A 21682-nucleotide genomic window follows, 5' to 3' on the forward strand; every position below is an offset into this window, starting at 1 on the left:
CTACTCCTTACGCTCGGGATTGGGCAGCCGGTCGATGTCCGGCGGGGAACCTTCGAGATAGCTCTGCCAGAGGTCTATCAGGGGTCGCAGCAGGTCTGCCTTGGGGTGTTGCCGTTCCCAAGGCTTCTCATACTGGTAATGCACGATGTGCACCGACTTCCAGTCCCACAGTTCCGGCAGGTTGAACCAGACATACTGCAGCATGTTGTAGAACACGGGCAGGCCGTGCCAGTTCGGAAAGAAGGACTGCAGGAACGTCTGGTCCGTGCGGGGCCAGTAAGCGTCGGGCGCATCAAGGCGAGATAGCATCTTCTCGAAGGTCACGCGCGAAGGCTTGGCGACAAAGACGCCGGAATTGAGACGGTGGAAATCCGCCAGCCCCTCATAGACATTCGGGGCCGCGCTGAACTCCGGATAGAGGAAAAGCCGGTCGATGTTGCGCACCACGACGGCGTCGGCGTCGATGAAGACGACGCTGTCATAGTCTTCCAACTCCCACAGCCGCAGCTTTGCGAAATTGTCGAGCGGCGTATGGAAGGCCGGCTTGCGCCCCTTGGTGAACGGGTTCTCGGCATGGATGCGCTCGCGCTGATGGCGGGCATTGAACGCATCGGAGGTCGGCAGCAGTTCGGCGAGGTGAAGCCGCGCGCCCAGCGCTTCCAGCGGCGCGAGCGCAGCATGCTCGACGCCGCCGGTGTGCATGACGACGATCTCGGCCGTGGTTGCCGTGGCACGCAGCGACCGCACAAGCGCCGTCGCGCCGAGCACGTAGTCGGCGTTGGTGACGAGTGTGACGTAGGCGCGAGAAATCATCGGGACGGCAAAGCAAGCGCTCTACGTTGCCCCCTCTGTCCTGCCGGACATCTCCCCACGTGGGGGAGATCGGCCTTCACATCCGCTACCGCCCATCGCCAGCGTGGCAGGGAGAGCTCGGGCAGCGATGAAAGCTGATCTCCCCCTTGCGGGGGAGATGTCCGGCAGGACAGAGGGGGCAACGTAAGGCACGGACGTCCGCAAGAACGAATTACCCCACGCTCTTCAAGCGCTTGCCTTCCGGGTCGCGTTCGATGACCGGCTCGATGTCCTTGGTCCACGCCGAGACGGCTGGGATACGGCTGCGATCGACGCGGTAGGCGTATTTCTTCGCCACCTCGATCACCTCCTCGAGCAGCCCCTCGGCCAGCGTGGTCGGGTTGAGACCGAGCTTGAGGAACTGCTCGTTGCGCACGACGAGATCGTTCTCGGCCGCTTCCTTGCGCGGATTTGGCAGCCACGCGATCCGCGCGCCGGTGATTTTCGCAACCAGCTCGGCAAGATCGCGCACGCGGTGCGTCTCGGTCATCTGGTTGAAGATCTTCACCCGGTCGCCCTTGGCCGGCGGGCTCTTCAGCGCCAGCTCGATGCAGCGCACCGAATCCTGGATGTGGATGAAGGCCCGGGTCTGACCGCCCGTGCCGTGCACGGTCAGCGGATAGCCGATCGCAGCCTGGATCAGGAAGCGGTTGAGCACAGTGCCATAGTCGCCGTCATAGTCGAAGCGGTTAATGAGCTGCGCGTGCCGGCGCGTCTGCGCGGTGTGCGTGCCCCACACGATGCCCTGATGCAGGTCGGTGATCCGCAGGCCGTCGTTCTTGGCGTAGAACTGGAACAGCAGCTGATCCAGGCACTTGGTCATGTGGTAGATCGAGCCAGGATTGGCGGGATAGAGGATTTCCTGCTTCGCCGTCTCCCCGACATCGTATCGATGCCGACCGGCAGGTAGCCCTCGGGGATCGCCGCGCCGACCGTCGAATAACCATAGACGCCCATCGTGCCCAGATGCACCAGATGCGCATCGACACCGGTCTCGACCAGCGCGTTGAGCACGTTGTGGGTCGCGTTGACGTTGTTGTTGACGGTGTAGTTCTTGTGCCGGTCGCTCTTCATCGAATAGGGCGCGGCGCGCTGCTCGGCGAAATGCACGATCGCGTCGGGCCGCTCCTTGCGGAGCCAGCCCTTGAAGATCTCGTAGTCGCTGGCAAGGTCGATGAGGTGGAAATGAATCCGCCGGCCCGTTTCCTGATACCAGATGCGCGTGCGTTCCTGGATCGAGTCCATCGGCGTCAGCGACTGTACGCCCAGCTCCGTGTCGATCCAGCGGCGCGACAGATTGTCGATGATGTGGACGTCATGCCCTGCATCGGAAAGATGCAGGCAGGTTGGCCAGCCGATGAACCCGTCACCGCCGAGAACAGCAATCTTCATATCAGGCAATCCCCTTCGTCATGAAAACCAGCTTCTAGCAACGCATCGTGACGACAATGTATCCGCCGCAAACGAGTTTTTCACCCGCTTTATCCGAGCCTTAGCGCAACGACCCCGCCGACGATCAGCAGTGCGGCGGCCGCGCGCCATCGCGTCATCGATTCGCCCAGCATCACTACCGACAGAACCATGGCGAACAGGATCGACGATTCGCGCAGCGCGGCCACGGTGGCGATCGGCGCCTTTGTCATGGCCCATATTACGATGCCATAGCCCGAGGCGCTGAGCAGCCCGCTGACGAGGCAGACCTTCCATTCGGGCACCATGACGCGGATGACCCGCGTGCCGCGCACCAGAATGCACGCCGCGATCGCCGTGATGCCTTCGATCACGAATAGCCAGACGATGTAGCTCGCCGCCGTCGCGGCCGAGCGTGCACCGGAGCCGTCCGCAAGGGTGTAGCCGGCGATGAAGACCGATGTCGCCAGCGCGTAGATGACCGGCCGCCTGCCGAGCGCATTCATGCCGCCGCCACGCATCGACATCAGGAAGGTGCCTGCGCAAAGAAGCAATATCCCGAGCACCGCAACCTTGCCCGGCACTTCGCCGATGAGAACCAGACCGCCCAGCGTGGTGAACAGCGGAGCAGTGCCGCGCGCCAGCGGATAGGCCTGCCCGAGTTCGCCGGTCTCGTAGGCGCGAGCCAGAAAATAGTTGTAGCCGATGTGCAGGGCGGACGAGAGCCCGAGCCAGAACCAGGTGATGCCGGCGGGCATCGCGACGAAGGGCAGGAACGGCAGGGAAACGACACCCATGCCGAACCCCATCAGCGAGATCGCGGCGAAGCGGTCGAGCCGCACCTTGAGCAGCGCGTTCCACGTTGCATGCATCGCCGCCGCCAGCAGAACGGCAAAAAATACGGCCGCGCTCACGTCACGCGGTCCGGTTGTGCTGCCATCATCTCAGGCGAGGCGGTGGAAACGACCATTGGGAGAAATTCGGGTGTTGAGGTGTGAAATCTGCCACGGCGCATAGCACAGCGGGACGCCCGCAAGCAAAGCCGGCAAAGAGATTTCGTCTGGTCCAGGATTGCGGCGGAGACGACCGCTTCACCTTCCCGGCAGGGCCGGGATAGTGTTTCGGGTGCCGAATTCCAATCTTTCGAGCCGATTTCAGCATCAGATCGCCCGATTCACGCCTTGATAAGGTCCGAAATGCGCATAAACTCACAAGAGGCGGTGCCAGGGCAGACTGCGCGGCATAAACCGCGTGCGCGAGAGGAGCGAGGCCGATGTCTGCGGCGACGACAAGGTGGACGGATGGAAGCGAGGCTCACCAGGGCTTCGAACCGCATGAACTCGAAAGCATGCAACCCATCATTGAGGCGGTATGCCGCGAATTGGGCGTGACCGAACGCGAGAAATCGCGACGCAAGGCCGTCGCCGACCGGGTGATGGCAGCCTACAGCCGTGGCACTCGCCTGCCGCTCAATATGGTGAGCGCCGGCCTGTCAGAGCACCGGGCCTGAGAGGCCCGCGCCGAAGCGTGACGCCGGCGCGGGAATGGAAAGCTGGAACACGCAGACGGCTCTACCCGGATGGATATTGTCCGGCTCCGCCGTCGCTCGACGTATTGCTTTCCAGCATCATGAGCCGCCGGAAGCCAGCGCAAGAATCCCTCCGGATCATCCACCTCCACGAGCTTCCTTTGGTCGATCAACCAGAAACGGTTGGCCACGGCGCGAATGAACGACCGATCATGTGAAACCAGCAGCGACGTTGCCTCATGTGCAAGCAGCTCTGCTTCCAGCGCTTCCTGCCCTTCGATGTCGAGGTGGTTCGTCGGTTCGTCCAGCAGGTAGAAGTTGGGATAGGCCAGTCTGAGCATCAACATCATCAGCCGCGCCTTCTGCCCACCGGAAAGCACCTCTATCTTGCGTGCCTGTAGCTCTATCGGAAGCCCCGCGCCCGCAAGCAACGAACGCGCCCGCTGGTCTCCGATATCGAAGCGCCAGGAGAGCAGCGCAAAAGGCGTTGTTTTAGGATCGACATCGGACAGGTCCTGATCGGCATAGCCCGGCACCACCGAAGGCGTGACCTTGACGCCTGCGACCGAGCCGGGTTCGCCAATGGCACGCCGCATCATGTCGACCAGCCGCGTCTTGCCGACACCATTGCGGCCCAGCAGCACGATACGGTCGCCCTGATTGATGCTGCGCTTGCCCGTACGAAACAGCAGCGTGCCGTCCGGCGTTACCATCGGCACGTCGTCGAAGCTGACCAGTACCTTGGCATGGGTGCCGCGATTGGCAAGCCGGATCGTGCCGGCCGAGCGCTCCCTGTGAGCCGGCTGCGCGGCGCTCTCCAGCCGCTCGGCACGCGCCTTAAGCTGCTTGGTCTTCACGGTTAGCAGGTCGCTGCCGGAGTTTATGCCGATATTGTTGAGTTTCGCCGCTTGCCGCCGCAACTGCGCCGCCGCCTTTACGTCGCGCTCGAACTTGCGTTCAGCAGCCGCGTCGATCTCGTCCAGCGCAGCGCGGGCGCGCGAATAGGGCAACGCGAAGGTGGGCGAGTTTTCGGGACGCAGAAATAGCGTACGGTTGGTGACGGCATCGAGAAAAGCGCGGTCGTGGCTGGCAATCACCACCGGCACCTCGCGCGGCAACGCGTTGAGCCAGGTTTCGAGAAGACCGATCTTTTCGAGGTCGAGATGATTGGTCGGCTCGTCAAGCAGCAGAACATCCGGCTCTGCCACCCACACACGAGCGATCAACGCCAGGCGCTGCCAACCGCCCGAGAGCCTGCGAACCGTCCTGTCGCGGAGCTCCTCCGGCACATCGAGCGAATCCAGCACCACGTCGACACGCCAGCTTTCGCTGGCACGCTGTTCTTGCGGCAACGCGTTGGCGACGGCCTCGTGGAAGCTGGCATCCATAAGACTGTCGGGCACGGCCTGTTCGACAAACCCGACAGCAACGCCGCGCGCACGGGTGATCTCTCCAGCCGTCGGCTCCATTTGTCCCGTCAGGCATTTGAGCAGAGTCGACTTGCCACGGCCGTTGGCGGCAACGAGGCCCAATCTGTCACCACGGCCGATGACGAGGTCGAGATTGGAAAAAAGCGGCGCATTAAGGCTGACGCCAACGGATTTCAGGTTGATCAGGGACATGGTTCGTTCTCGGGTCCGACCGGTCGCCGGGCAATTCATGCCACGAGCGAATACCGGGATTGTGCACTTCGGCGCGGCTGGAGCAGCCATGCGCCACGAAGGGCGGACCAAGAGAAACTGAAAGCGGGAAAAGAAACCCGGGACCGTTCCTGGTCAGCCCTGCAAGCAAGCCTGCAGGGCGTGGACGGGACCGCGCTGACGGTGTTGATTGAAGATCATCACGCAGCCCTCCTTTCCGAAACATGTGTGGGCACTGGACAGCAATTACATCAGAACCGTCGGATATTTCAAGCGTACTCAGCACCTGTGCTGGCCGGACGATGTGCCCAAACAAAATTCGAGGGTTTAGACGCGCGGAACCCGCGCCGAAGCCTCAAGCCGGCGCGGGACATCGTCCTTCGTTCGCCTAGCTGGCTGGCGCGTTCATCGCCCAGACCACGCCGAACGGATCGCGGAGCTGACCCCAGCGATCGCCCCAGAACATGACCTGAAGCGGAACGGTCACCTCGCAGCCGGCATCGACGGCGCGCTGCCACCATGAGTCAATATCGTCATGGCTCAGATGAAGCTGCAGGACGTAGCCCTGCGCTGGCTCGTGCGGATGGCCATGCTCCGGATAGGCATCGCCGAGCATCAGCGACGAACCGTTGACGTGAAGGTGGATGTGCATCGTCCGGCCCTGCTCGTCGGCGGGCACGGCGTAGACCTCGGTTGCATCGAAGGCGCGGCCATAGAATTCGGCGGCCTTGATGGCCCCATCCACCTGAAGGTAGGCATTGAGCCCTCCGGTTGGGGTCGGCATGGCTTGCTGGGTCTCGTCGGACATCGGCGTCTCTCCTTTTTGCGGCTGTCTCGCCTTCAAGACGTTCGGCGAAAAGCCGTCCCGACATCCACCCGAAAAAGCTGACTCGCTCAGATCCTCAAGCCACCAAGCGTCATGGTCACCGCCCCGGCCGGCCGGTCTTGCGTGACCTGCGCGTCTCCTTGCGCGCATCGGCCGGATCCTCGTAGGAGCCGATGCCGGCACGTTCGCGCTTGACCGCCTTGGCTTCGTTGTCCGGTTTTGACGGGACCTTGCCCTGGACCGGCTTCTCGGTACGACCAACGGTCATCTCGTCCAGCGTGTTCTTGCGGAACATTCCACCGGCGGCGGGGGTAGCGTGGTCGCCGGAGGTCCCCATCTCGTCGAGGTCCGGCTTGCGGAAAAGGCTGCCATCGTCGCCGACTGTGCGGTGCCGGGCCTTGCCCTTGTTGTGCTGGCCCTTGCGGCGCCCGGAATCCGGGCTCTCCAGCTCCACTTCGCGCGCCAGAGGATCGTCGGAGATCGCCAGTTCGGTATCGCGCAGGCGCTTGACCTCGTCGCGCAGCCGCGCGGCGCGCTCGAAGTCGAGGTCCGCGGCCGCATCCCGCATTTCCTTCTCGAGATGCTCCAGATGCGCCTTGAGGTTCGCGCCGACGAGCTGGCCGCCCTTGGACACCTTCGAAATGTCCGGGCGGACATGATCGCGCTCGTAGACCGAGTCGAGAATGTCGCCGATGTTCTTCTTGACCGATTCAGGCGTGATGCCGTTGGCCGTGTTGTATTCGAGCTGCTTCTCGCGACGGCGATTGGTTTCCGCCATCGCCCGGTCCATCGAACCGGTTACCTGATCGGCGTAGAGAATGACCTTGCCGTCGACGTTACGCGCGGCGCGGCCGATGGTCTGGATCAGAGATGTCTCCGAGCGCAGGAAGCCTTCCTTGTCGGCGTCGAGGATGGCCACGAAGCCGCATTCCGGAATGTCGAGCCCCTCGCGCAGCAGGTTGATGCCGACCAGAACGTCGAACGCGCCGAGGCGCAGATCGCGCAGGATCTCGATGCGTTCGAGCGTGTCGATGTCGGAGTGCATATAGCGCACCCGCACGCCCTGTTCGTGCAGATATTCGGTCAGTTCCTCGGCCATGCGCTTGGTTAGCACCGTGACCAGTGTGCGGTAGCCCTTGGCTGTCGTCTCGCGGATCTCGCCCAGCACGTCGTCGACCTGCGTGCGCGCCGGCCGCACCTCGACCGGCGGATCGATCAGACCGGTCGGACGGATCACCTGCTCGGCGAACACGCCGCCCGCCTGCTCCATCTCCCAGCCGCCCGGCGTCGCCGACACCGCGACCGTGAGCGGGCGCATCGCGTCCCACTCCTCGAAGCGCAGCGGCCGATTGTCCATGCACGACGGGAGGCGGAAGCCGTATTCGGCCAGCGTCGCCTTGCGGCGGAAGTCGCCCCGATACATGCCGCCGATCTGCGGCACGGTGACGTGGCTTTCGTCGATGAAGACGAGCGCGTTGTCGGGCACATATTCGAACAGCGTCGGCGGTGGATCGCCCGGCGCGCGGCCAGTGAGATAGCGCGAATAGTTCTCGATGCCGGCACAGGAGCCGGTTGCCTCGAGCATTTCGAGATCGAAACGTGTGCGCTGCTCCAACCGCTGCGCCTCCAGCAGGCGCCCTGCCCTTTCCAGCTCGACCAGCCGGTGCTGCAGCTCTTCCTTGATAGACTTGATTGCCTGATTGAGTGTCGGCCGTGGCGTCACATAGTGCGAGTTGGCGTAAATCTTGACGCTCTTGAGGTCGCCGGTCTTCTGGCCGGTCAGCGGATCGAACTCTGTTATCGTCTCGATCTCGTCGCCGAACAGCGTGATCCGCCAGGCGCGGTCTTCAAGGTGGGCGGGGAACAGCTCGATGGTATCGCCACGCACGCGGAACGAGCCGCGTGTGAAATTGATGTCCTGCCGCTTGTATTGCTGGGCAACGAGGTCTGCGAGAAGCTGACGCTGATCGAGCCTGTCGCCCACCTCCATCTGGAACGTCATGGCCGTATAGGTTTCGACCGACCCGATACCGTAGATGCACGACACCGACGCGACGATGATGACGTCGTCGCGCTCCAGCAGCGAGCGCGTGGCCGAGTGGCGCATGCGGTCGATCTGCTCGTTGATGGAAGATTCCTTCTCGATATATGTATCCGTCCGGGGCACGTAGGCCTCCGGCTGGTAGTAGTCGTAGTAGGAAACGAAATACTCGACGGCGTTGTTCGGAAAGAAGCTCTTGAACTCGCCGTAGAGCTGGGCTGCCAGCGTCTTGTTGGGCGCGAGAATCAGTGCTGGGCGCTGCGTCTCCTCGATCACCTTGGCCATGGTGAAGGTCTTGCCCGACCCGGTGACGCCCAGCAGCACCTGCGTGCGGTCCTGCTCCTTCACGCCGCCGACAAGGTCCGCAATGGCGGTTGGCTGGTCGCCTGACGGCTTGAATGCCGTCTCCATGCGGATTTCGATGCCGCCTTCCGACTTTTCCGGCCGCGCGGGCCGGTGCGGCACCCAGGCCTCGTTCTTCAGGTTGGGATCGCCGCCCTCGATCAGGCGCGACAGCGCCGCGACCGTGGCAGTGACACCTGACGACGACAGCTTCTCGACATCCTCAAGCGCGATGTCGAGCCCGGGCACGGGGTTGAGGCCGGCGGCCGCACGCTCCTTGGGCGATGCTGCACCGCCCATCGATGTTCCACGCGCCGAGCGCGTCGGCGCCGATGATCGTTCAGGCACCTTTTTCTTCGGCTTGGCGGGGGCCTTTTCGGCCTCGTCGGCGATCTGCTGGGCCCAGTCCGAGATCGACCCGCTCAGCGGCGCACCCTCGAATTCGCTTTGCGGCGCCTCGCCGAAACCGACCGGGTTCAGCGGCTCGGAAGCATCGAGATAATCGGTGAGCGGACTCTTGCGCGAGCGCGCACCGAAAACGGCATCCTTCGCGCGCGAGGCGTTCTTCTTGTCAGGGGTATCGGCCATGGCGAGAATATGGGCAGAGTCCGCCGCAATGGAAAGGGCCCCCTTTCACACGCACGCCAATCGGCCCTCCATACTGACAAGCCGGTGTCAGGAATGCAGCTTCCAATAGTGCGCTCGATGCCGACGCAGTGCTTTCAAGGAAGGCCTCAGACTTGGATCTGAGGGTACACGCGCCGTAAGGTCTTCATGGAGCATCGCTCGGTATTTTTCTTCGAGCAGCGGACTCGCGATGATGCGAAAATCGTCTTCAAATGAGATCAGGAAGTGATCAACCGCCCAATGCAGGGATTTGATGATCAGCATGGCGTTAGTGGGAACGTCTGCGCCGCCATCACTCACCTCATAAATATGGCAGCAATCTGCCTCAAATGCATTCCGATGGTCACGTTGTGCAAGGCCTGTCAGAGCGCAGCGGAAATTGTAGGCGGGCAAGACCGTTGCCCTTAACCTCATGTCCCTGCGTGCGCGCTGCACGGCGTCGAACGGGCGATCTTCCACGGTCAACGATTGTTGGCCGTGATCGCTCATTCCCTGCACACCGTTGCCTTCCACTTTCCAGCTTGTCTCGATGCCGTGCTCAGCAGCGACGAGGATAGCCTCTGCCTCCCGGTCGTCGATTTCTCTCACACTTCGCTGAGTGAGGGATCGCCGATTGGGGCCCTGAAGACCAGCTTCGAAGACACCATTGTCCGCGCTGACCGGAATGCGGAACGCCAACGGGCGGTAGCCTGCAATTTCGGCAGCGAGCATGTTCGCGTTGCCGGGGACCGGATAAATATCTCGGACGACCCCCACTGCATAGTAGCAAGCTTGACGGTCCGACTTAGAACGCGAAGTCGTATAAAGGACTATTTTGGAGACCGCATTACTGACGACGTCCCTGTAACGGCGTTCAAAAATGATAACGCTCGACTCCTGCCAGCCAAGCTTACGAACTTCACGGCTGTTGTAGACGATGCACCCCACGCACCCAGAATGTATGAATGCCAGGATAGCTGGTAGTTAGCAAAAGTTGAAAATCGGATTGCAGCTGAACTTTAAAGTTGCTCCCTAGCACAGTTCGAAGCCTGCCGACCTCCTCACCTCACCCTTTCACCTGCACCCATCTCAACATGAAGAAATTGTCGGGCCGCTGGACCACGTCGATGGCGTCGCGTGCGGCCCAGACCAGGGGCTCCACATAAAGCGGCACATAGCTCATCTCGTCCTGCACGATGCCGGCGATTTCGTCGAGCATCGCCTGCCGCTTCGCGGGATCGAGCTCCTGTTGAACCATGGGCAGCAGTTCATCGACCCGTGCATTGGAATAGCCGCCGAAATTCCAGGTTCCCAGCGTATTGGACGGCGTGTGGACCAGGAAGCGGATCGGGTGCTCGGCATCGAAGGTGCCGGGCGACCAGCCGAGCAGGAACACGTCGAAACGGTCCTCGCGCAGTTCGGTCCAGTATGTGCGCACGGGCATCGTCTCAAGCTGCGCCTTGAGCCCAACCGCAGCCAGCATGCCGGTAAGCGCCTGGCAGACGGCATCGTCGTTCAGGTAGCGGTCGTTGGTGCATCGCAGGCTGAAGGAGAAGCCTTGCGGATAGCCGGCTTCGGCAAGCAGGGCGCGCGCCGCATCGGCGTCGTAGGCTGGGCGCGAAGAATGCGCGGTCGAATAGCCGGATAGCCCCGCCGGGACGAGCTGGCTGGCAGGTTCCGCCATGCCGTTCATCAAAACGCGGTCGATCGCATCGACATTGATGGCGCTGGCCACGGCCCGCCGCACACGCACGTCCTGGAACGGGTTCTTGCCCGTGGTTTCGAGGGAACCATACAACGCCGGGTGGTCATGCGCGAAGCCGAGCACGATCACGCGCGCTTCGAGGCCTTCCAGCGTCTTTATCCCGTCGAGCGAGCGCAATCGTTCGGCGTCCTGCACCGGCACGCTCTGCAACATGTCGATCTCTCCGGAGACAAGCGCGGCGATCGCGGTGGCAGCGCTGCCGATCGGCATGAAGACGGCTTCGGTGACATTGTGCTGCGGCTCGTCCCACCACTCTTCGTTTACGGCAAGGCGGGTCTGCACGTCGGGGTCGCGCGCCGCGAGCTTGAACGGTCCGGTTCCATTGGTGTTAAGCGTCGCGAATGTCGGCTGGTCCTTGGCGGGCATCGTCGAGTTGTTCGCGGCGGCCCAGTCGCGATCCATGATCATCCAGTTCGCGATGCTCTCGGGAAAGATCGGATCCGGCGCCTTGGTCACGAAATCGACGGTGTAGTCGTCGACGACGCGCACCTCCTGCACAGGCGCGAACCAGGAGCGCACATCGGACTGTTCGGAGATGCCCCGCTCGTAAGAGAAGAGCACGTCGTCGGCAGTGAAATCCGATCCGTCGTGAAACTTGACGCCCTGCCGCAGCACGAAGCGCCAGCCGTCCTCATCTTCGAGCGGCTTCCATTCGGTCGCCAGCGAGGGTTCGATCGACATGTCGGGCGCACGACGCACCAAGCCCTCATAGATATTGTTGAGGAACGATGTCACCGGCGCGAGATTCGCCGCATGCGGGTCCATGGTCTGTGGGTCCGTGCTCGCCGACCAGCGAAACGTTTCCGCGTGAGCGTTCGCCGACAATGAAACGCCGAGCGCAAGCGCAGCAGCCGTGAAAATCCTTGAATTCATTGGTCCCTCCACTGCCCACATGCAGCCGCTTTCGTGAGCCTTTCGCACAATCTGCAAGCTATCTTGTCGCCCAAGGCAAATCCAAAGGGAAATCACGCGCGCGTCAGCGCGCGGTCAGATAGAGCCAGACCATAAAAAAGCGGCGCGATTTCTCGCGCCGCTCTTGCAAACCGCCGTGCCGGTGACCCGGCACGATGCCCTTAGGCTGCGGACAGGTTCACTGCCTTCGGACCCTTGCCCATACGGTCGGGCTCGACGTCGAAGGAAACCTTCTGACCGTCGACGAGGGTACGCAGGCCGGAGGCCTCGACAGCGGAAATGTGGACGAAAACGTCCTTCGCGCCGTCGTCAGGCGTGATGAAGCCGAAGCCTTTGGTTGCATTGAAAAACTTTACGGTGCCGGTCTGGGCCATGGGGGAAAGCTCCTGTTCCCTTTGGTAAGCTGCGTCTGCGCGACATGCGCAGGGTCGCCGTCGAGAGTTCACGATGTCGGGGAAAGGTCGTCCTAAACGGTCCAGTCTCCGGGTCAGCAAATGCCCGAACGTCAGCGTTATTCGCACGAAATCAACGAAAATACAAGCACCTCAACGTTTGCCCGGAGGCACATTTCCATCCAGCAGCGGAACGAAGGGCTCCTCGGAAACGGGTGGCGGCGGGGCGTCAGCCACGCTTGCCTGCTCGGCCGGCTTCTGATCGGTCGCGGAAGCAGGCGCCGGCCGGCGCTGCACCTCGGCAACGATGGCCAGCAGCGAAGCGAAATCGCGCGCCATCGGCTCCAGATGCGCCTTGTAGTCGACCTGCCTGTCCAGTGGCGGCAATTCAAAGAAATCCTTGTCGCTGGGCAGCATCAGGAAGAATTCGGCCTGGCGCACGGCAAGGCGCGGGCTTCCCCGCCGCCACCGCTCGTTCACCCAGCCCAGAACGTCGCCCAGCCCCCGGCAAAGAGCGCCCGCGCCTCCTCACGCCTGTCGCTGCGAAATTCGTAAAACTGGTCAAGCGGGGTGCGGCTGAAGACCGTTTCCAGCCGGTCGCCGCCAAAGAAAGCCGACAGCGACCGCATCAGGTCGCTGAACGGCTGCATAAGGCTTGGCTCCGGCTTGCGCACCGCAACCAGGGTGCCCGGAAAACTGTCCCGGACGCCGCAGCAAAGCACCACCCCCTTGAAAAGGACGATCGTCGACGACTTGTTTCTGCGCGACAGGGTCATCTCGCAGATTTCGAAATGCTTGCCGTCGAGCCGGCCGGTGATGATGTCGCCGAATTCGGTGTGATTGTAGTCGCCCTTGAGCACGGCCGGAAGGCGTCGGAAACTTCCCGGTTCGTATCCATGCGAATACCGCAACCCGTTCACGAAACCGAACATCACCGGCAGGATGTGATCGCGAAAGCCCTGCTGCGTATCGACACCGACCCGGTGCGCGAAGCGGTGTACCCCCACCCCGCCAACGATGGCGGCAATACCGCCGCCGATCAGGAGGATCAACGCGACTTTCTCCGCCATGGAGCTGAAATTGGCGATGATGAAATAGAAGACCACCGCGCAGGCAAGCACGTAACTCCCGAGCAGCATCGGCACCCGACGACCGATCTCGGCCTGGGCATGGCGTCGCCGCTCATTGTAGTTGGCGACGTCCTTCTCTATCGCGGCGATCGTTTCGGCGTTAGGCAGATATTCGTCGGCATTCATGGTGACGCCCCGCGCAATGCTTGCTCATCATATCATCCGGGTAAAGGTGTGAGTAGCGGTGACGTCCAGAGCGGACGCGACGCGCAACGGGAACTATGCTATCTTCACCAAAGAACGGGTTGTGGGTCGCGTGCGGCCATGCTCCCGGGCGGGGTTCGCGAAGCTGGCCGCAGACCACGACCGCAAACAAGCGGTTGGAGGAATGGTCATGACGAACTTTCATGTCTACGCCGGAGCAGAAGGCGCGCCGGCCTATCCGGATGTGCGTTCAATCGAGATCGGCGACCTCTATGACTGCCTGCGGGCAGGCTACGAGGATTTCATGGCGAAGCCCTCGCACATCATCTTCATCATCGTGATGTATCCGCTGATCGGCGTGGTGCTCGCCGCCTGGACATCGGGCGCAAACGCGCTGCCGATGCTGTTTCCGCTCGCGTCCGGCTTTGCCCTGCTCGGTCCGTTCGCGGCAATCGGCCTCTACGAGATCAGCCGCCGCCGCGAAGCGGGAATGGACACGTCATGGCGCCATGCACTCGAACTGCGCCACTCGCCGGCCCTTCCCTCGATCGCCGCGGTTGGCGCCATGCTGTTTGCCGTGTTCATCGCCTGGCTGCTGACCGCACAGGCAATCTACTCAGCGATATTCGGCCCCGAGCCGCCGGCGTCGGTCGGCAGTTTCCTGTCCCAGCTCTTCTCGACATCCGAAGGCTGGACCCTGATCCTGGCGGGCAATGCCATCGGTTTCGTCTTCGCAGTGGTAGTGCTATCGACGACGGTCGTGGCCTTCCCGCTGCTTGTCGACCGGGATGTCGGTGCATGGGCGGCAATCCACACCTCGGCCAGGGCCGTCATGGCAAATCCCCTGCAGATGCTCGCTTGGGGTTTCATCGTCGCGCTGTTGCTCGCGCTCGGCAGCTTGCCGCTCTTTGCCGGCCTCATCGTCGTCATCCCGATCCTTGGCCACGCAACCTGGCACCTCTATCGCAAGGTGGTGGTCGAGGAACGCGTCTAGCGCAGCAGCGAACGCCCGGTTGGGGCGAGCCTCAGCCGCGTGGCCGGCGTGCGGCGCGCAAGCTCTGCCAGCGCCGCTGCGCCTGCCGGCGTATCCTGCAAGCGCTCGAACCCGTCCTCGCCGGCCACCCGTATCAGCATCACAAACACCGAAACGTGTTCCCGCACTGGCAGTCTGGGAAACGTATTTTCGGACGATTCAGTGACCAGGCTTGCCACGGTCTCGCAGCCGACGGGCTTAAGCGCTGGCACGAACGCGTCCCGGTACCAAGCCACGAAACCATCGAGATCACCGGGATCCACGGGGCATATGAGCGCCTCGAAATTGCAAGCCGGCGACATCGACACCGCCTGCTGTGGCCGGTTCCTCGGATCGAGCGCCCCGAAAGTGTCTCCGCCGCAGGGACGGAGCAGAAGCACGTCGTCGAAATCGATCATCGTCGCATTGGCAGCGGCGCTGTGCGCGGCCCAGACTGGACCATCATAAAACAAGGCAAGCGCTGCGGCCCGGCTTTCCATGCCGGAAAACCCGCGCAGCCAGACGAACCGGTCGGGCCGGTCGAGATCGCGGAACTGGCCCAGCACGGATATGTCGCAAGCTTCCTGCGTTTCAACGAATTCGCGGTCGAACAGGTCGATCAGCGTATCGCGCGCACCCGGATGCAGAATGTATTGGCGCAGCTCGACGACGGCGGTGTGGACCGTGCGGCGGGTAGCTTCGGTGGCGGAAAGGCGCATGGAAGACCGACTGGCGTTCAGTTGAAAGACGCGCTCATAACACCCGGAGCGGCACACCTCCTGTCAGGAGCTTTTGGGCAGCAGCAGCCGTCAGCGTTCGATTAAGGTTAAGAATAACCTAAAGTTGCGGTGCCGCGCGGCGCTGCGCTATGGGATGGCATACACTCTCACCGCGGAATGCAGGCAGAAGCGATGGCCCAGAGCTACAACATTTCCGCCGGCTTCATTCAGTCGACGCAAGACCACCCCGACAGGCCGTTCTATTGTGATGCGGCCAACACCCTGACCTATAGCGAGATGGGCGCCATTGTCCGGCGCCTGGCCTCCTGGTTTTCGAGTGGCGGTCGCCCGCGGCGTGTCGGCATCCTCGCGACGCGCAGCCTCGAAGCCTATGCGGGCATGCTGGCGGCCGGCCTCGCAGGCGCCGCCTACGTGCCGCTCAACCTAAAATGGCCCGAAGAGCGCATCATCGCGCTACTGAACGCGCTGTCGCTGGACGCGCTGGTGGTCGACGCGAAGGCGGCCGCCCTGCTGACGCCGGCGGTCCTTGCGGCGGCACCCGACAAGATCGTGATTGCAGACGCCGCGCCTGCCATCGAGCCGCGCGCCGGACAGGACATCGTCCGGCTGGGCGCCGTGGAGGCCCAGCCTCTGGACGCTCCTGCTCACGTCGATCCGGACGATCTCGCCTACATCATCTTCACCTCCGGCACGACCGGCATGCCGAAGGGCGTGATGATCTCGGCCGCCTCCCTGAGCAGCTACCTCGAGCAGAGCCGCGGCTGGACGAAGCTCACGCCGGATGACCGGCTGGCCGAAACCTGCGACGTCACCTTCGACCTGACGGTGCACAACTTGTTCCTGTGCGTCGAAGCGGGTGCGTCGCTGCATGTGATGTCCGCGCTGGAAATGCTCGCACCGGGGCGTTTCGTGCGGGCCCGTGAAATCACGGTTTGGCTGTCGGTGCCGACGCTCGTGGCGATGATGCGCCGCAACGGTTCGCTCAAGCCCGGCATCTTCCCGAGCATGAGGCTCTCGCTGTTCTGCGGCGAGCCGCTGCCGGCTGCGGCCGCGCAGGCCTGGGCGGAAGCGACCCCCAACGGCGTGGTAGAGAATATTTACGGACCGACGGAGGCAACCGTCGTCTGCATGCGCCAGCCCCTGACGGAGCCGGCGGTTGTCACCCCGAGCCGCGGCATAATCGCCATCGGCACGCCGTTCGAGACCATGGAGGTGGCGATCCTGGGTGACGACATGCGCCCGCTGCCCGATGGCGAACCGGGCGAAATCGCGCTCTCCGGCCCACAGCTTGCCGTCGGCTACTTCAATGCGCCGGAACAGACGGCCGACCGCTTTCGCGAGATCGACGGCAAGCGCTGGTATCTGACCGGGGATCTCGGCGTGAGAGACGGCGACGGTGTATTCCACCATCTCGGCCGCACCGACAACCAGATCAAGCTCAAGGGCAACCGGATCGAGCTGGAAGAGGTGGAGATGCACCTGCGCCGCGCCGCCGGCAGCGACATGGTTGCCGTCGTGGCCTGGCCGGTCGTGGACGGTTCGGCGCAGGGGCTGGTCGGCTTTTGCAGCAGCACGCTCGACGCAGAGACCATCGCGGGTGCGATGGTCAAGACGCTGCCGCGCTATATGATGCCGGATCCGATCCATGTCGTCGATTCGCTGCCGGTCAACGTCAATGGCAAGGTGGACCGGCGCGCACTGGTGGCGAGGCTGGACGAAATGGAAAAGGCGGGTGAGCCGGCGCAGCCGCGCCCCCAAATGGCAATGGCGGGAGGCATGTCGTGACAGAACTGGCGAGCGCGCGCATACGCGAAACGATTTTTTCCGTGCTGGCACAGCGTGGCCAGCCTGCGGTGGCCGAGGACGAGCCGCTGTTCTCCACGGGGCGTCTCGATTCCCTGGCAGCGACCGAGGTTCTGACGATGCTCGAGGCTGACTTCGGCATCGACCTCGCGGACGAGGATTTCGACATCCTCCAGATCGATACGCTGCGCGATATCGAGGCCCTGCTTTCGACGCGCAAGGCGGCGTAGCTGTCCGTCAACCTTTTCGGCTCATAATGAATACTCGGGCGGCGGGCTTTTCCCGCCGCGGCTTTTTTGGACGATGCCGTCGAGGATGTTTTGAAACTGCGGCCGATAGAAATTGGCGACGCCGGCAAGGCCGCCGCACTGCTTGCCGAAGGCTTTCCCAGCCATTCGCACGAAGCATGGGCCGGAACCGTCCGACGCCTGTTCGCCCATGTGCAAGAGATCGGCGAAACCTCCATCGGCCAGTTCGTCATGGCCGGAGGCGACGAGATCGGGCTGTGCCTGGCGATCCCGTCATATCGCACCGCCTATGCGGACCAGCCGACCAGGATTGTGAATCTGGCCTCGTTCTTTCTGAGGCCCGGCAGCGAATGGATGGCGCCGCTGCTCATGCGCCGCCTCACAGCCGACCGCAGCGTCGAATACACCGACCTCACGGCATCGCCATCAATGCGCAAGATCAACCGGCAGACCGGTTTTGTCGATCATTCGGAAGGGTCGGTCTTCATACCGGTTCCAGTTGCCGCCTTGCGCGCGGGGCGTGGGGCTAGGGTCCTTCCGCTCGGCGCAATCCGTCCGGGCACATTGCCCGACGCACATATCCGGCTGCTGGAGCAACATGCCGCGCTTGGCTGCATTGCGGTTGCGCTTGAAGTCCACGGGACGTGCCACCCGCTGATCCTCACATCGTCGCCGCGCCGTCGCGTGCCGAGCGCCCGCGTCATCCTGGTGCGCGATCGCCAGCTGATCCGCAAAGGTTTGGGTCCCATTGCCAGGCACCTGATGAAACGGGGTTTCGCTTTCCTCGAATTCGACGCCCGCGCCAAAGTCGGCTTTCCAGAGGCGATGTTTCGCACGGAAGTCGCGCCTGTCCAGTCGACGAGAGACACCGCAGACGAAGCGATCGACCATACCTTCTCCGAGATGGTATTCCTGCGCCCCGGCTGAAACACTGCCGCGAGCGAAGTACTTCAAATCCAAGGTGTTATCAAAACGGCGCGCCGCAGGTGAACGGGCGCGGTCACAAATCTTTTGCTTGCCCGATGCTCCAAAATGAAGGAAGGTTTCTTCCGTTCGGGCGTTTGCCGGCCCGGAGACTGGAATAGGATACCCCGGTGCAAGTGCAGTTTATCGAGCCTATCACCTGCCATGTCGCCCGGGACGACCGCGGAACAAGAGGGTTCCGGCAAGGCCCCGACGCGAGGAAAGCTGTTTCTTCTCCCCCAGTAAAGGCGCGAGATTGAGCGGGATTGACACCCCCGCAAGAGACAACAAGTGGGAGATAAGGAGCTTCCCATGCCCCAGAGCGGAACCGTGAAATTTTTCAACCATGCCAAGGGCTTCGGCTTCATTACGCCGGACGACGGCCAGAAGGATGTGTTCGTTCACATCTCTGCCGTCCAGGCATCGGGCCTGCCAGGGCTCGAGGACGGCCAGAAAGTGTCGTTCGAAACCGAACCTGACAAGCGTGGCAAGGGCCCCAAAGCCGTCAATCTGACGGTCCTCTAGAAGGGTCATAGCTGCAACCTGAATCAATTGGATGCGCCGGGTCTCCGGCGCATCTGTTTCAGCCTGTCAGCGAGAGTGATCGCTCGTTCAGGTGCCGTTCAGCCGGCGAAGCCTAAATTTCTCCAAGCACGCGCTAAACAACGCGCATTGGCTTTTGGAGATGAACGGCATGACAAGTCTCTTGAAGAAATCGGCTATTGCCGGCCTTATTGCGGCAACGGCAATAACTGCGGCTATGCCCGCCGCGCAGGCGGGCGAAAGGTGGCGGCATCGAGATCGTGGCGGCGACATGCTGGCCGCGGGTGTGCTCGGCCTAGCCACTGGCGCACTCATCGCAGGCGCCGCGCGACCTGCCCCGATCTACCGCGAACGCTACTACGACGACGGCTATTACGCCCCTCCCCCGGTCGTTTATGAGCGCCCGGTCCGGGTCTACGAGCAGCCGCGCCGGGTGTATGTCGAACGTTACGCGACATACGAGCCGTGGACGGATGAGTGGTACCGCTATTGCTCGGACCGCTATCGTTCCTTCGATCCGTCCAGCGGGACGTTCGTCGGATATGACGGGGTTCGCCGGTTCTGCGAAGCCAACTGATTGAAAAAGGCCCGGCATTGCCGGGCCTTTCTTTAAACCAGGAACGGGTTCCCGCGCCGCTCGTCGCCGAAGCGGCCCCCGGGTCCGTGACCGCAGATGAAGCCGACATCGTCACCCAGCGGCAGCAATTTTTCCTTGATTGAGCGAATGAGGGTATCGTGGTCACCGCCCGGCAGATCGGTGCGACCGATGGAGCCGTGAAACAGAACGTCGCCCACATGGGCGAATTTCGCCGCCCTATTGTAGAACACGACATGTCCCGGCGCATGGCCTGGGCAATGCAGCACCTCGAAATCATGCCCGGCAAACGAGACGGTCTCGCCTTCCTGCAAATAGCGGTCGGGCGTGCAGTTGCGGACCGGATCTGGCAGGCCGAACATCTGCGCCTGGCTTTCCAGGTTCGAGAGCAGTGAAGCATCCGCCTCGTGCGGCCCGACGATGTCGACGTCGAGCGCTTCCTTGAGCGCCATCGCACCGCCGGCATGGTCGATATGGCCATGCGTGATCCAGATCGCCTCGATCGTCAGCCCGTTATCGTTGATTGCGGCAAGGATCCGGTCGACCTCCCCGCCCGGATCGATCACCACCCCGCGCTTCTCACTCTCGTCGAAAAGGATCGTGCAGTTCTGCTGAAACGGCGTGACGGTAATGATGCCGGCTCTCAATTCGCCCATGGTTGTCTCCTCTGTTACGCCACACATGGAGAGGGCGCGGGTCAACGAAAAGGGCGGCCGCGAGGCCGCCCTCGATTTCAGCCAGAGCGGGCCGGATCAGCGATTGCCCATCTGCTTCATGACCATGCCGACGATACCGGTCAGCACGGCACCGCCCGCGCCGCCACCGATCACATCGCCCAGAATGCCGCCGAGCGCGCCGGCGTCGCCGCCCATCCCGCCAAGCAGCAAGCCGCCGCCGAGACCGCCCACACCGCCGGAGATGATCTCCTTGATGACCTGGCTCATGTCGACCTGCTTGAGCGCAGCGCCGACCGCCTGGCCGCCGATGATCCCCGTCACGACCTGAATGATGATAGGAAGAAGCGCTTCCATATGAAGTTTCCCTCTATAACACCGGCGCGAGTCTCGCCGGCGTCGGAAGTGGAAACCCGAATTCGACTAAAGTCAAACGGAGCGACGACCTGTGGTTGCGAAGAAATGACGGCCTATTCGGCCGCCACCGCCTGCTTCGGCTGCACCTCGGCCATGTAATCTTCCATCAGGGTCTTGGCGATCTCGCCGACCTCGAAATTATAGGGGCCGATCTCCGAGACCGGCGTGACCTCTGCCGCCGTTCCGGTCAGGAACGCCTGCTCGAAACCCTCGAGTTCTTCCGGCATGATAGCCCGCTCGATGACTTCGAGGCCGCGCGCCTTTGCAAGGCCGATAACCGTGCGACGGGTGATGCCGTCGAGGAAGCAGTCCGGCGTCGGCGTATGGATCTTGCCGTCCTTGACGAAGAAGACGTTCGCACCCGTCGCCTCGGCAACCTGCCCGCGCCAGTCGAGCATCAGCGCGTCGGCATAACCCTTTGCTTCGGCTGCATGTTTCGACAGCGTGCAGATCATGTAGAGGCCGGCGGCCTTCGAGCGTGACGGCGCCGTGCGCGGGTCGGGACGGCGGTATTCCGCCATGTCGAGCCGGATGCCCTTCAGCTTCTGCGCGGGATCGAAATAGCTCGGCCACTGCCAGATGGCGATCGCGCAATTGATGCGATTGTTCTGGGCCGAGACGCCCATCATCTCCGAGCCGCGCCACGCGATCGGGCGGACATAGGCGTCTGCGAAACCCTGCATGCGCAGGAGAGTGCGGCAGGCATCGTCGATCTCGGCAACCGAGTAGGGAATGGTGAATCCGAGGATGCGGGCGGACTCGTGCAGACGCTCGGTATGCTCGGTCAGCTTGAAGATCTCGCCGCCATAGGCGCGCTCGCCCTCGAACACGGCGCTGGCATAGTGCAGCCCGTGGGTCAGTACGTGAATCTTGGCCTCCGCCCATTTGACGAATTCGCCATTCATCCAGATGTGACCTTCAAGCTGGTCGAAAGGAACGGATGCCATAGAAGTCTCCCTAGGGGCGCAAGGCCCTGTTTTCATTGGACGTGCGGTGCGGGATCGCCTAACCGGATACGCCGGACCGCAACTTTATGCCGAAAGCGAGGCGAGTTGAAGGAAGTTCCGGGCAAACAGCCCATGGCTTTTCTTTTCGTTCG

At 62.7% G+C, this 21682-nt stretch carries 20 protein-coding genes and 1 pseudogene; 6 read left to right on the forward strand and 15 right to left on the reverse strand.

Going from position 1 to position 21682, the window contains the following annotated elements; genetic code table 11:
• The 11 genes and pseudogenes from HK436_RS20205 to HK436_RS20255 all read right to left on the reverse strand — a co-directional run bounded on the left by HK436_RS20205 (window position 1) and on the right by HK436_RS20255 (window position 13570).
• Complete coding sequence (locus HK436_RS20205) at window positions 1-813, reverse strand: glycosyltransferase (protein WP_173192637.1); 813 nt, start codon at window positions 811-813, stop codon at window positions 1-3.
• Between the two features lie 211 nt (window positions 814-1024).
• Window positions 1025-2244 (reverse strand): annotated as a pseudogene (locus HK436_RS20210) (NAD-dependent epimerase/dehydratase family protein).
• An 89-nt stretch (window positions 2245-2333) separates the two neighbouring features.
• On the reverse strand, window positions 2334-3176 hold the full coding sequence (locus HK436_RS20215; protein WP_173192638.1) for an EamA family transporter: 843 nt from the start codon (window positions 3174-3176) through the stop codon (window positions 2334-2336).
• 529 nt (window positions 3177-3705) lie between these two features.
• A complete protein-coding gene (locus tag HK436_RS20220; protein ID WP_173192640.1) occupies window positions 3706-5412 on the reverse strand; it encodes an ABC-F family ATP-binding cassette domain-containing protein in 1707 nt (568 codons plus the stop codon).
• Between the two features lie 406 nt (window positions 5413-5818).
• Window positions 5819-6238, reverse strand: coding sequence for a VOC family protein (locus tag HK436_RS20225; protein ID WP_173192642.1), 420 nt, complete (start codon window positions 6236-6238; stop codon window positions 5819-5821).
• Window positions 6239-6353: 115 nt separating this feature from the next.
• A complete protein-coding gene (gene uvrB / locus HK436_RS20230; protein ID WP_173192644.1) occupies window positions 6354-9227 on the reverse strand; it encodes an excinuclease ABC subunit UvrB in 2874 nt (957 codons plus the stop codon).
• An 87-nt stretch (window positions 9228-9314) separates the two neighbouring features.
• Window positions 9315-9977 (reverse strand): HNH endonuclease, encoded by a 663-nt coding sequence (locus HK436_RS20235; RefSeq protein ID WP_173192646.1) that lies wholly within the window; start codon window positions 9975-9977, stop codon window positions 9315-9317.
• 334 nt (window positions 9978-10311) lie between these two features.
• A complete protein-coding gene (locus HK436_RS20240; protein WP_173192648.1) occupies window positions 10312-11883 on the reverse strand; it encodes an ABC transporter substrate-binding protein in 1572 nt (523 codons plus the stop codon).
• Window positions 11884-12083: 200 nt separating this feature from the next.
• Entirely contained in the window at window positions 12084-12296 is a 213-nt protein-coding gene (locus HK436_RS20245) for a cold-shock protein (RefSeq protein WP_148916006.1), read from the reverse strand.
• A gap of 171 nt (window positions 12297-12467) precedes the next feature.
• The gene (locus HK436_RS20250; protein WP_173192650.1) at window positions 12468-12755 is read right to left on the reverse strand and encodes a hypothetical protein; all 288 of its coding nucleotides are present in this window, start codon (window positions 12753-12755) and stop codon (window positions 12468-12470) included.
• Window positions 12756-12790: 35 nt separating this feature from the next.
• Window positions 12791-13570 (reverse strand): hypothetical protein, encoded by a 780-nt coding sequence (locus tag HK436_RS20255; RefSeq protein ID WP_173192652.1) that lies wholly within the window; start codon window positions 13568-13570, stop codon window positions 12791-12793.
• A 208-nt stretch (window positions 13571-13778) separates the two neighbouring features.
• Here HK436_RS20255 and HK436_RS20260 point away from each other — a divergent pair, with 208 nt between their 5' ends.
• Window positions 13779-14582 (forward strand): DUF2189 domain-containing protein, encoded by an 804-nt coding sequence (locus tag HK436_RS20260; RefSeq protein WP_173192654.1) that lies wholly within the window; start codon window positions 13779-13781, stop codon window positions 14580-14582.
• On the opposite strand, the gene HK436_RS20265 is transcribed toward HK436_RS20260, so the two are convergent.
• Window positions 14579-15319 (reverse strand): NIPSNAP family protein, encoded by a 741-nt coding sequence (locus HK436_RS20265; protein WP_173192656.1) that lies wholly within the window; start codon window positions 15317-15319, stop codon window positions 14579-14581. The two genes, HK436_RS20260 and HK436_RS20265, sit on opposite strands and share 4 nt — an antisense overlap.
• Window positions 15320-15511: 192 nt before the next feature.
• Here HK436_RS20265 and HK436_RS20270 point away from each other — a divergent pair, with 192 nt between their 5' ends.
• The 5 genes from HK436_RS20270 to HK436_RS20290 all read left to right on the forward strand — a co-directional run bounded on the left by HK436_RS20270 (window position 15512) and on the right by HK436_RS20290 (window position 19474).
• Complete coding sequence (locus HK436_RS20270; RefSeq protein WP_173192658.1) at window positions 15512-17125, forward strand: AMP-binding protein; 1614 nt, start codon at window positions 15512-15514, stop codon at window positions 17123-17125.
• Complete coding sequence (locus tag HK436_RS20275; RefSeq protein WP_173192660.1) at window positions 17122-17373, forward strand: acyl carrier protein; 252 nt, start codon at window positions 17122-17124, stop codon at window positions 17371-17373. The genes HK436_RS20270 and HK436_RS20275 overlap by 4 nt, the downstream gene beginning before the upstream one ends.
• Before the next feature lie 90 nt (window positions 17374-17463).
• Window positions 17464-18318 carry a hypothetical protein gene (locus HK436_RS20280; RefSeq protein WP_173192662.1) on the forward strand — a complete coding sequence of 285 codons (855 nt, stop codon included), beginning with the start codon at window positions 17464-17466 and terminating at the stop codon, window positions 18316-18318.
• A 348-nt stretch (window positions 18319-18666) separates the two neighbouring features.
• Window positions 18667-18879: a cold-shock protein gene (locus tag HK436_RS20285; protein WP_173192664.1), complete on the forward strand. Its 213-nt coding sequence runs from the start codon at window positions 18667-18669 to the stop codon at window positions 18877-18879.
• 169 nt (window positions 18880-19048) lie between these two features.
• Window positions 19049-19474 carry a BA14K family protein gene (locus HK436_RS20290; RefSeq protein ID WP_173192666.1) on the forward strand — a complete coding sequence of 142 codons (426 nt, stop codon included), beginning with the start codon at window positions 19049-19051 and terminating at the stop codon, window positions 19472-19474.
• Between the two features lie 32 nt (window positions 19475-19506).
• Here the strand turns inward: HK436_RS20290 and HK436_RS20295 are convergent, their stop codons facing one another.
• The 3 genes from HK436_RS20295 to HK436_RS20305 form a co-directional block, all read right to left on the reverse strand.
• Window positions 19507-20148, reverse strand: coding sequence for an MBL fold metallo-hydrolase (locus HK436_RS20295; RefSeq protein WP_173192668.1), 642 nt, complete (start codon window positions 20146-20148; stop codon window positions 19507-19509).
• Window positions 20149-20244: 96 nt separating this feature from the next.
• Window positions 20245-20523, reverse strand: coding sequence for a hypothetical protein (locus HK436_RS20300; protein ID WP_173192670.1), 279 nt, complete (start codon window positions 20521-20523; stop codon window positions 20245-20247).
• A 113-nt stretch (window positions 20524-20636) separates the two neighbouring features.
• Window positions 20637-21530, reverse strand: coding sequence for a branched-chain amino acid aminotransferase (locus HK436_RS20305; protein WP_173192672.1), 894 nt, complete (start codon window positions 21528-21530; stop codon window positions 20637-20639).
• Window positions 21531-21682: the final 152 nt, after the last annotated feature.

Source organism: Neoaquamicrobium sediminum, from assembly GCF_013240295.1.
GTDB classification, from domain to species: domain Bacteria; phylum Pseudomonadota; class Alphaproteobacteria; order Rhizobiales; family Rhizobiaceae; genus Aerobium; species Aerobium sediminum.

What these genes read in the sequence shown, in the direction of transcription:
- HK436_RS20205 (WP_173192637.1), bottom strand. Translation starts at nt 813, where the DNA reads ATGATTTCTCGCGCCTACGTCACACTCGTCACCAACGCCGACTACGTG.
- HK436_RS20220 (WP_173192640.1), bottom strand. Translation starts at nt 5,412, where the DNA reads ATGTCCCTGATCAACCTGAAATCCGTTGGCGTCAGCCTTAATGCGCCG.
- HK436_RS20225 (WP_173192642.1), bottom strand. Translation starts at nt 6,238, where the DNA reads ATGTCCGACGAGACCCAGCAAGCCATGCCGACCCCAACCGGAGGGCTC.
- uvrB (WP_173192644.1), bottom strand. Translation starts at nt 9,227, where the DNA reads ATGGCCGATACCCCTGACAAGAAGAACGCCTCGCGCGCGAAGGATGCC.
- HK436_RS20235 (WP_173192646.1), bottom strand. Translation starts at nt 9,977, where the DNA reads ATGCTCGCTGCCGAAATTGCAGGCTACCGCCCGTTGGCGTTCCGCATT.
- HK436_RS20240 (WP_173192648.1), bottom strand. Translation starts at nt 11,883, where the DNA reads ATGAATTCAAGGATTTTCACGGCTGCTGCGCTTGCGCTCGGCGTTTCA.
- HK436_RS20245 (WP_148916006.1), bottom strand. Translation starts at nt 12,296, where the DNA reads ATGGCCCAGACCGGCACCGTAAAGTTTTTCAATGCAACCAAAGGCTTC.
- HK436_RS20255 (WP_173192652.1), bottom strand. Translation starts at nt 13,570, where the DNA reads ATGAATGCCGACGAATATCTGCCTAACGCCGAAACGATCGCCGCGATA.
- HK436_RS20260 (WP_173192654.1), top strand. Translation starts at nt 13,779, where the DNA reads ATGACGAACTTTCATGTCTACGCCGGAGCAGAAGGCGCGCCGGCCTAT.
- HK436_RS20265 (WP_173192656.1), bottom strand. Translation starts at nt 15,319, where the DNA reads ATGCGCCTTTCCGCCACCGAAGCTACCCGCCGCACGGTCCACACCGCC.
- HK436_RS20270 (WP_173192658.1), top strand. Translation starts at nt 15,512, where the DNA reads ATGGCCCAGAGCTACAACATTTCCGCCGGCTTCATTCAGTCGACGCAA.
- HK436_RS20285 (WP_173192664.1), top strand. Translation starts at nt 18,667, where the DNA reads ATGCCCCAGAGCGGAACCGTGAAATTTTTCAACCATGCCAAGGGCTTC.
- HK436_RS20290 (WP_173192666.1), top strand. Translation starts at nt 19,049, where the DNA reads ATGACAAGTCTCTTGAAGAAATCGGCTATTGCCGGCCTTATTGCGGCA.
- HK436_RS20295 (WP_173192668.1), bottom strand. Translation starts at nt 20,148, where the DNA reads ATGGGCGAATTGAGAGCCGGCATCATTACCGTCACGCCGTTTCAGCAG.
- HK436_RS20300 (WP_173192670.1), bottom strand. Translation starts at nt 20,523, where the DNA reads ATGGAAGCGCTTCTTCCTATCATCATTCAGGTCGTGACGGGGATCATC.
- HK436_RS20305 (WP_173192672.1), bottom strand. Translation starts at nt 21,530, where the DNA reads ATGGCATCCGTTCCTTTCGACCAGCTTGAAGGTCACATCTGGATGAAT.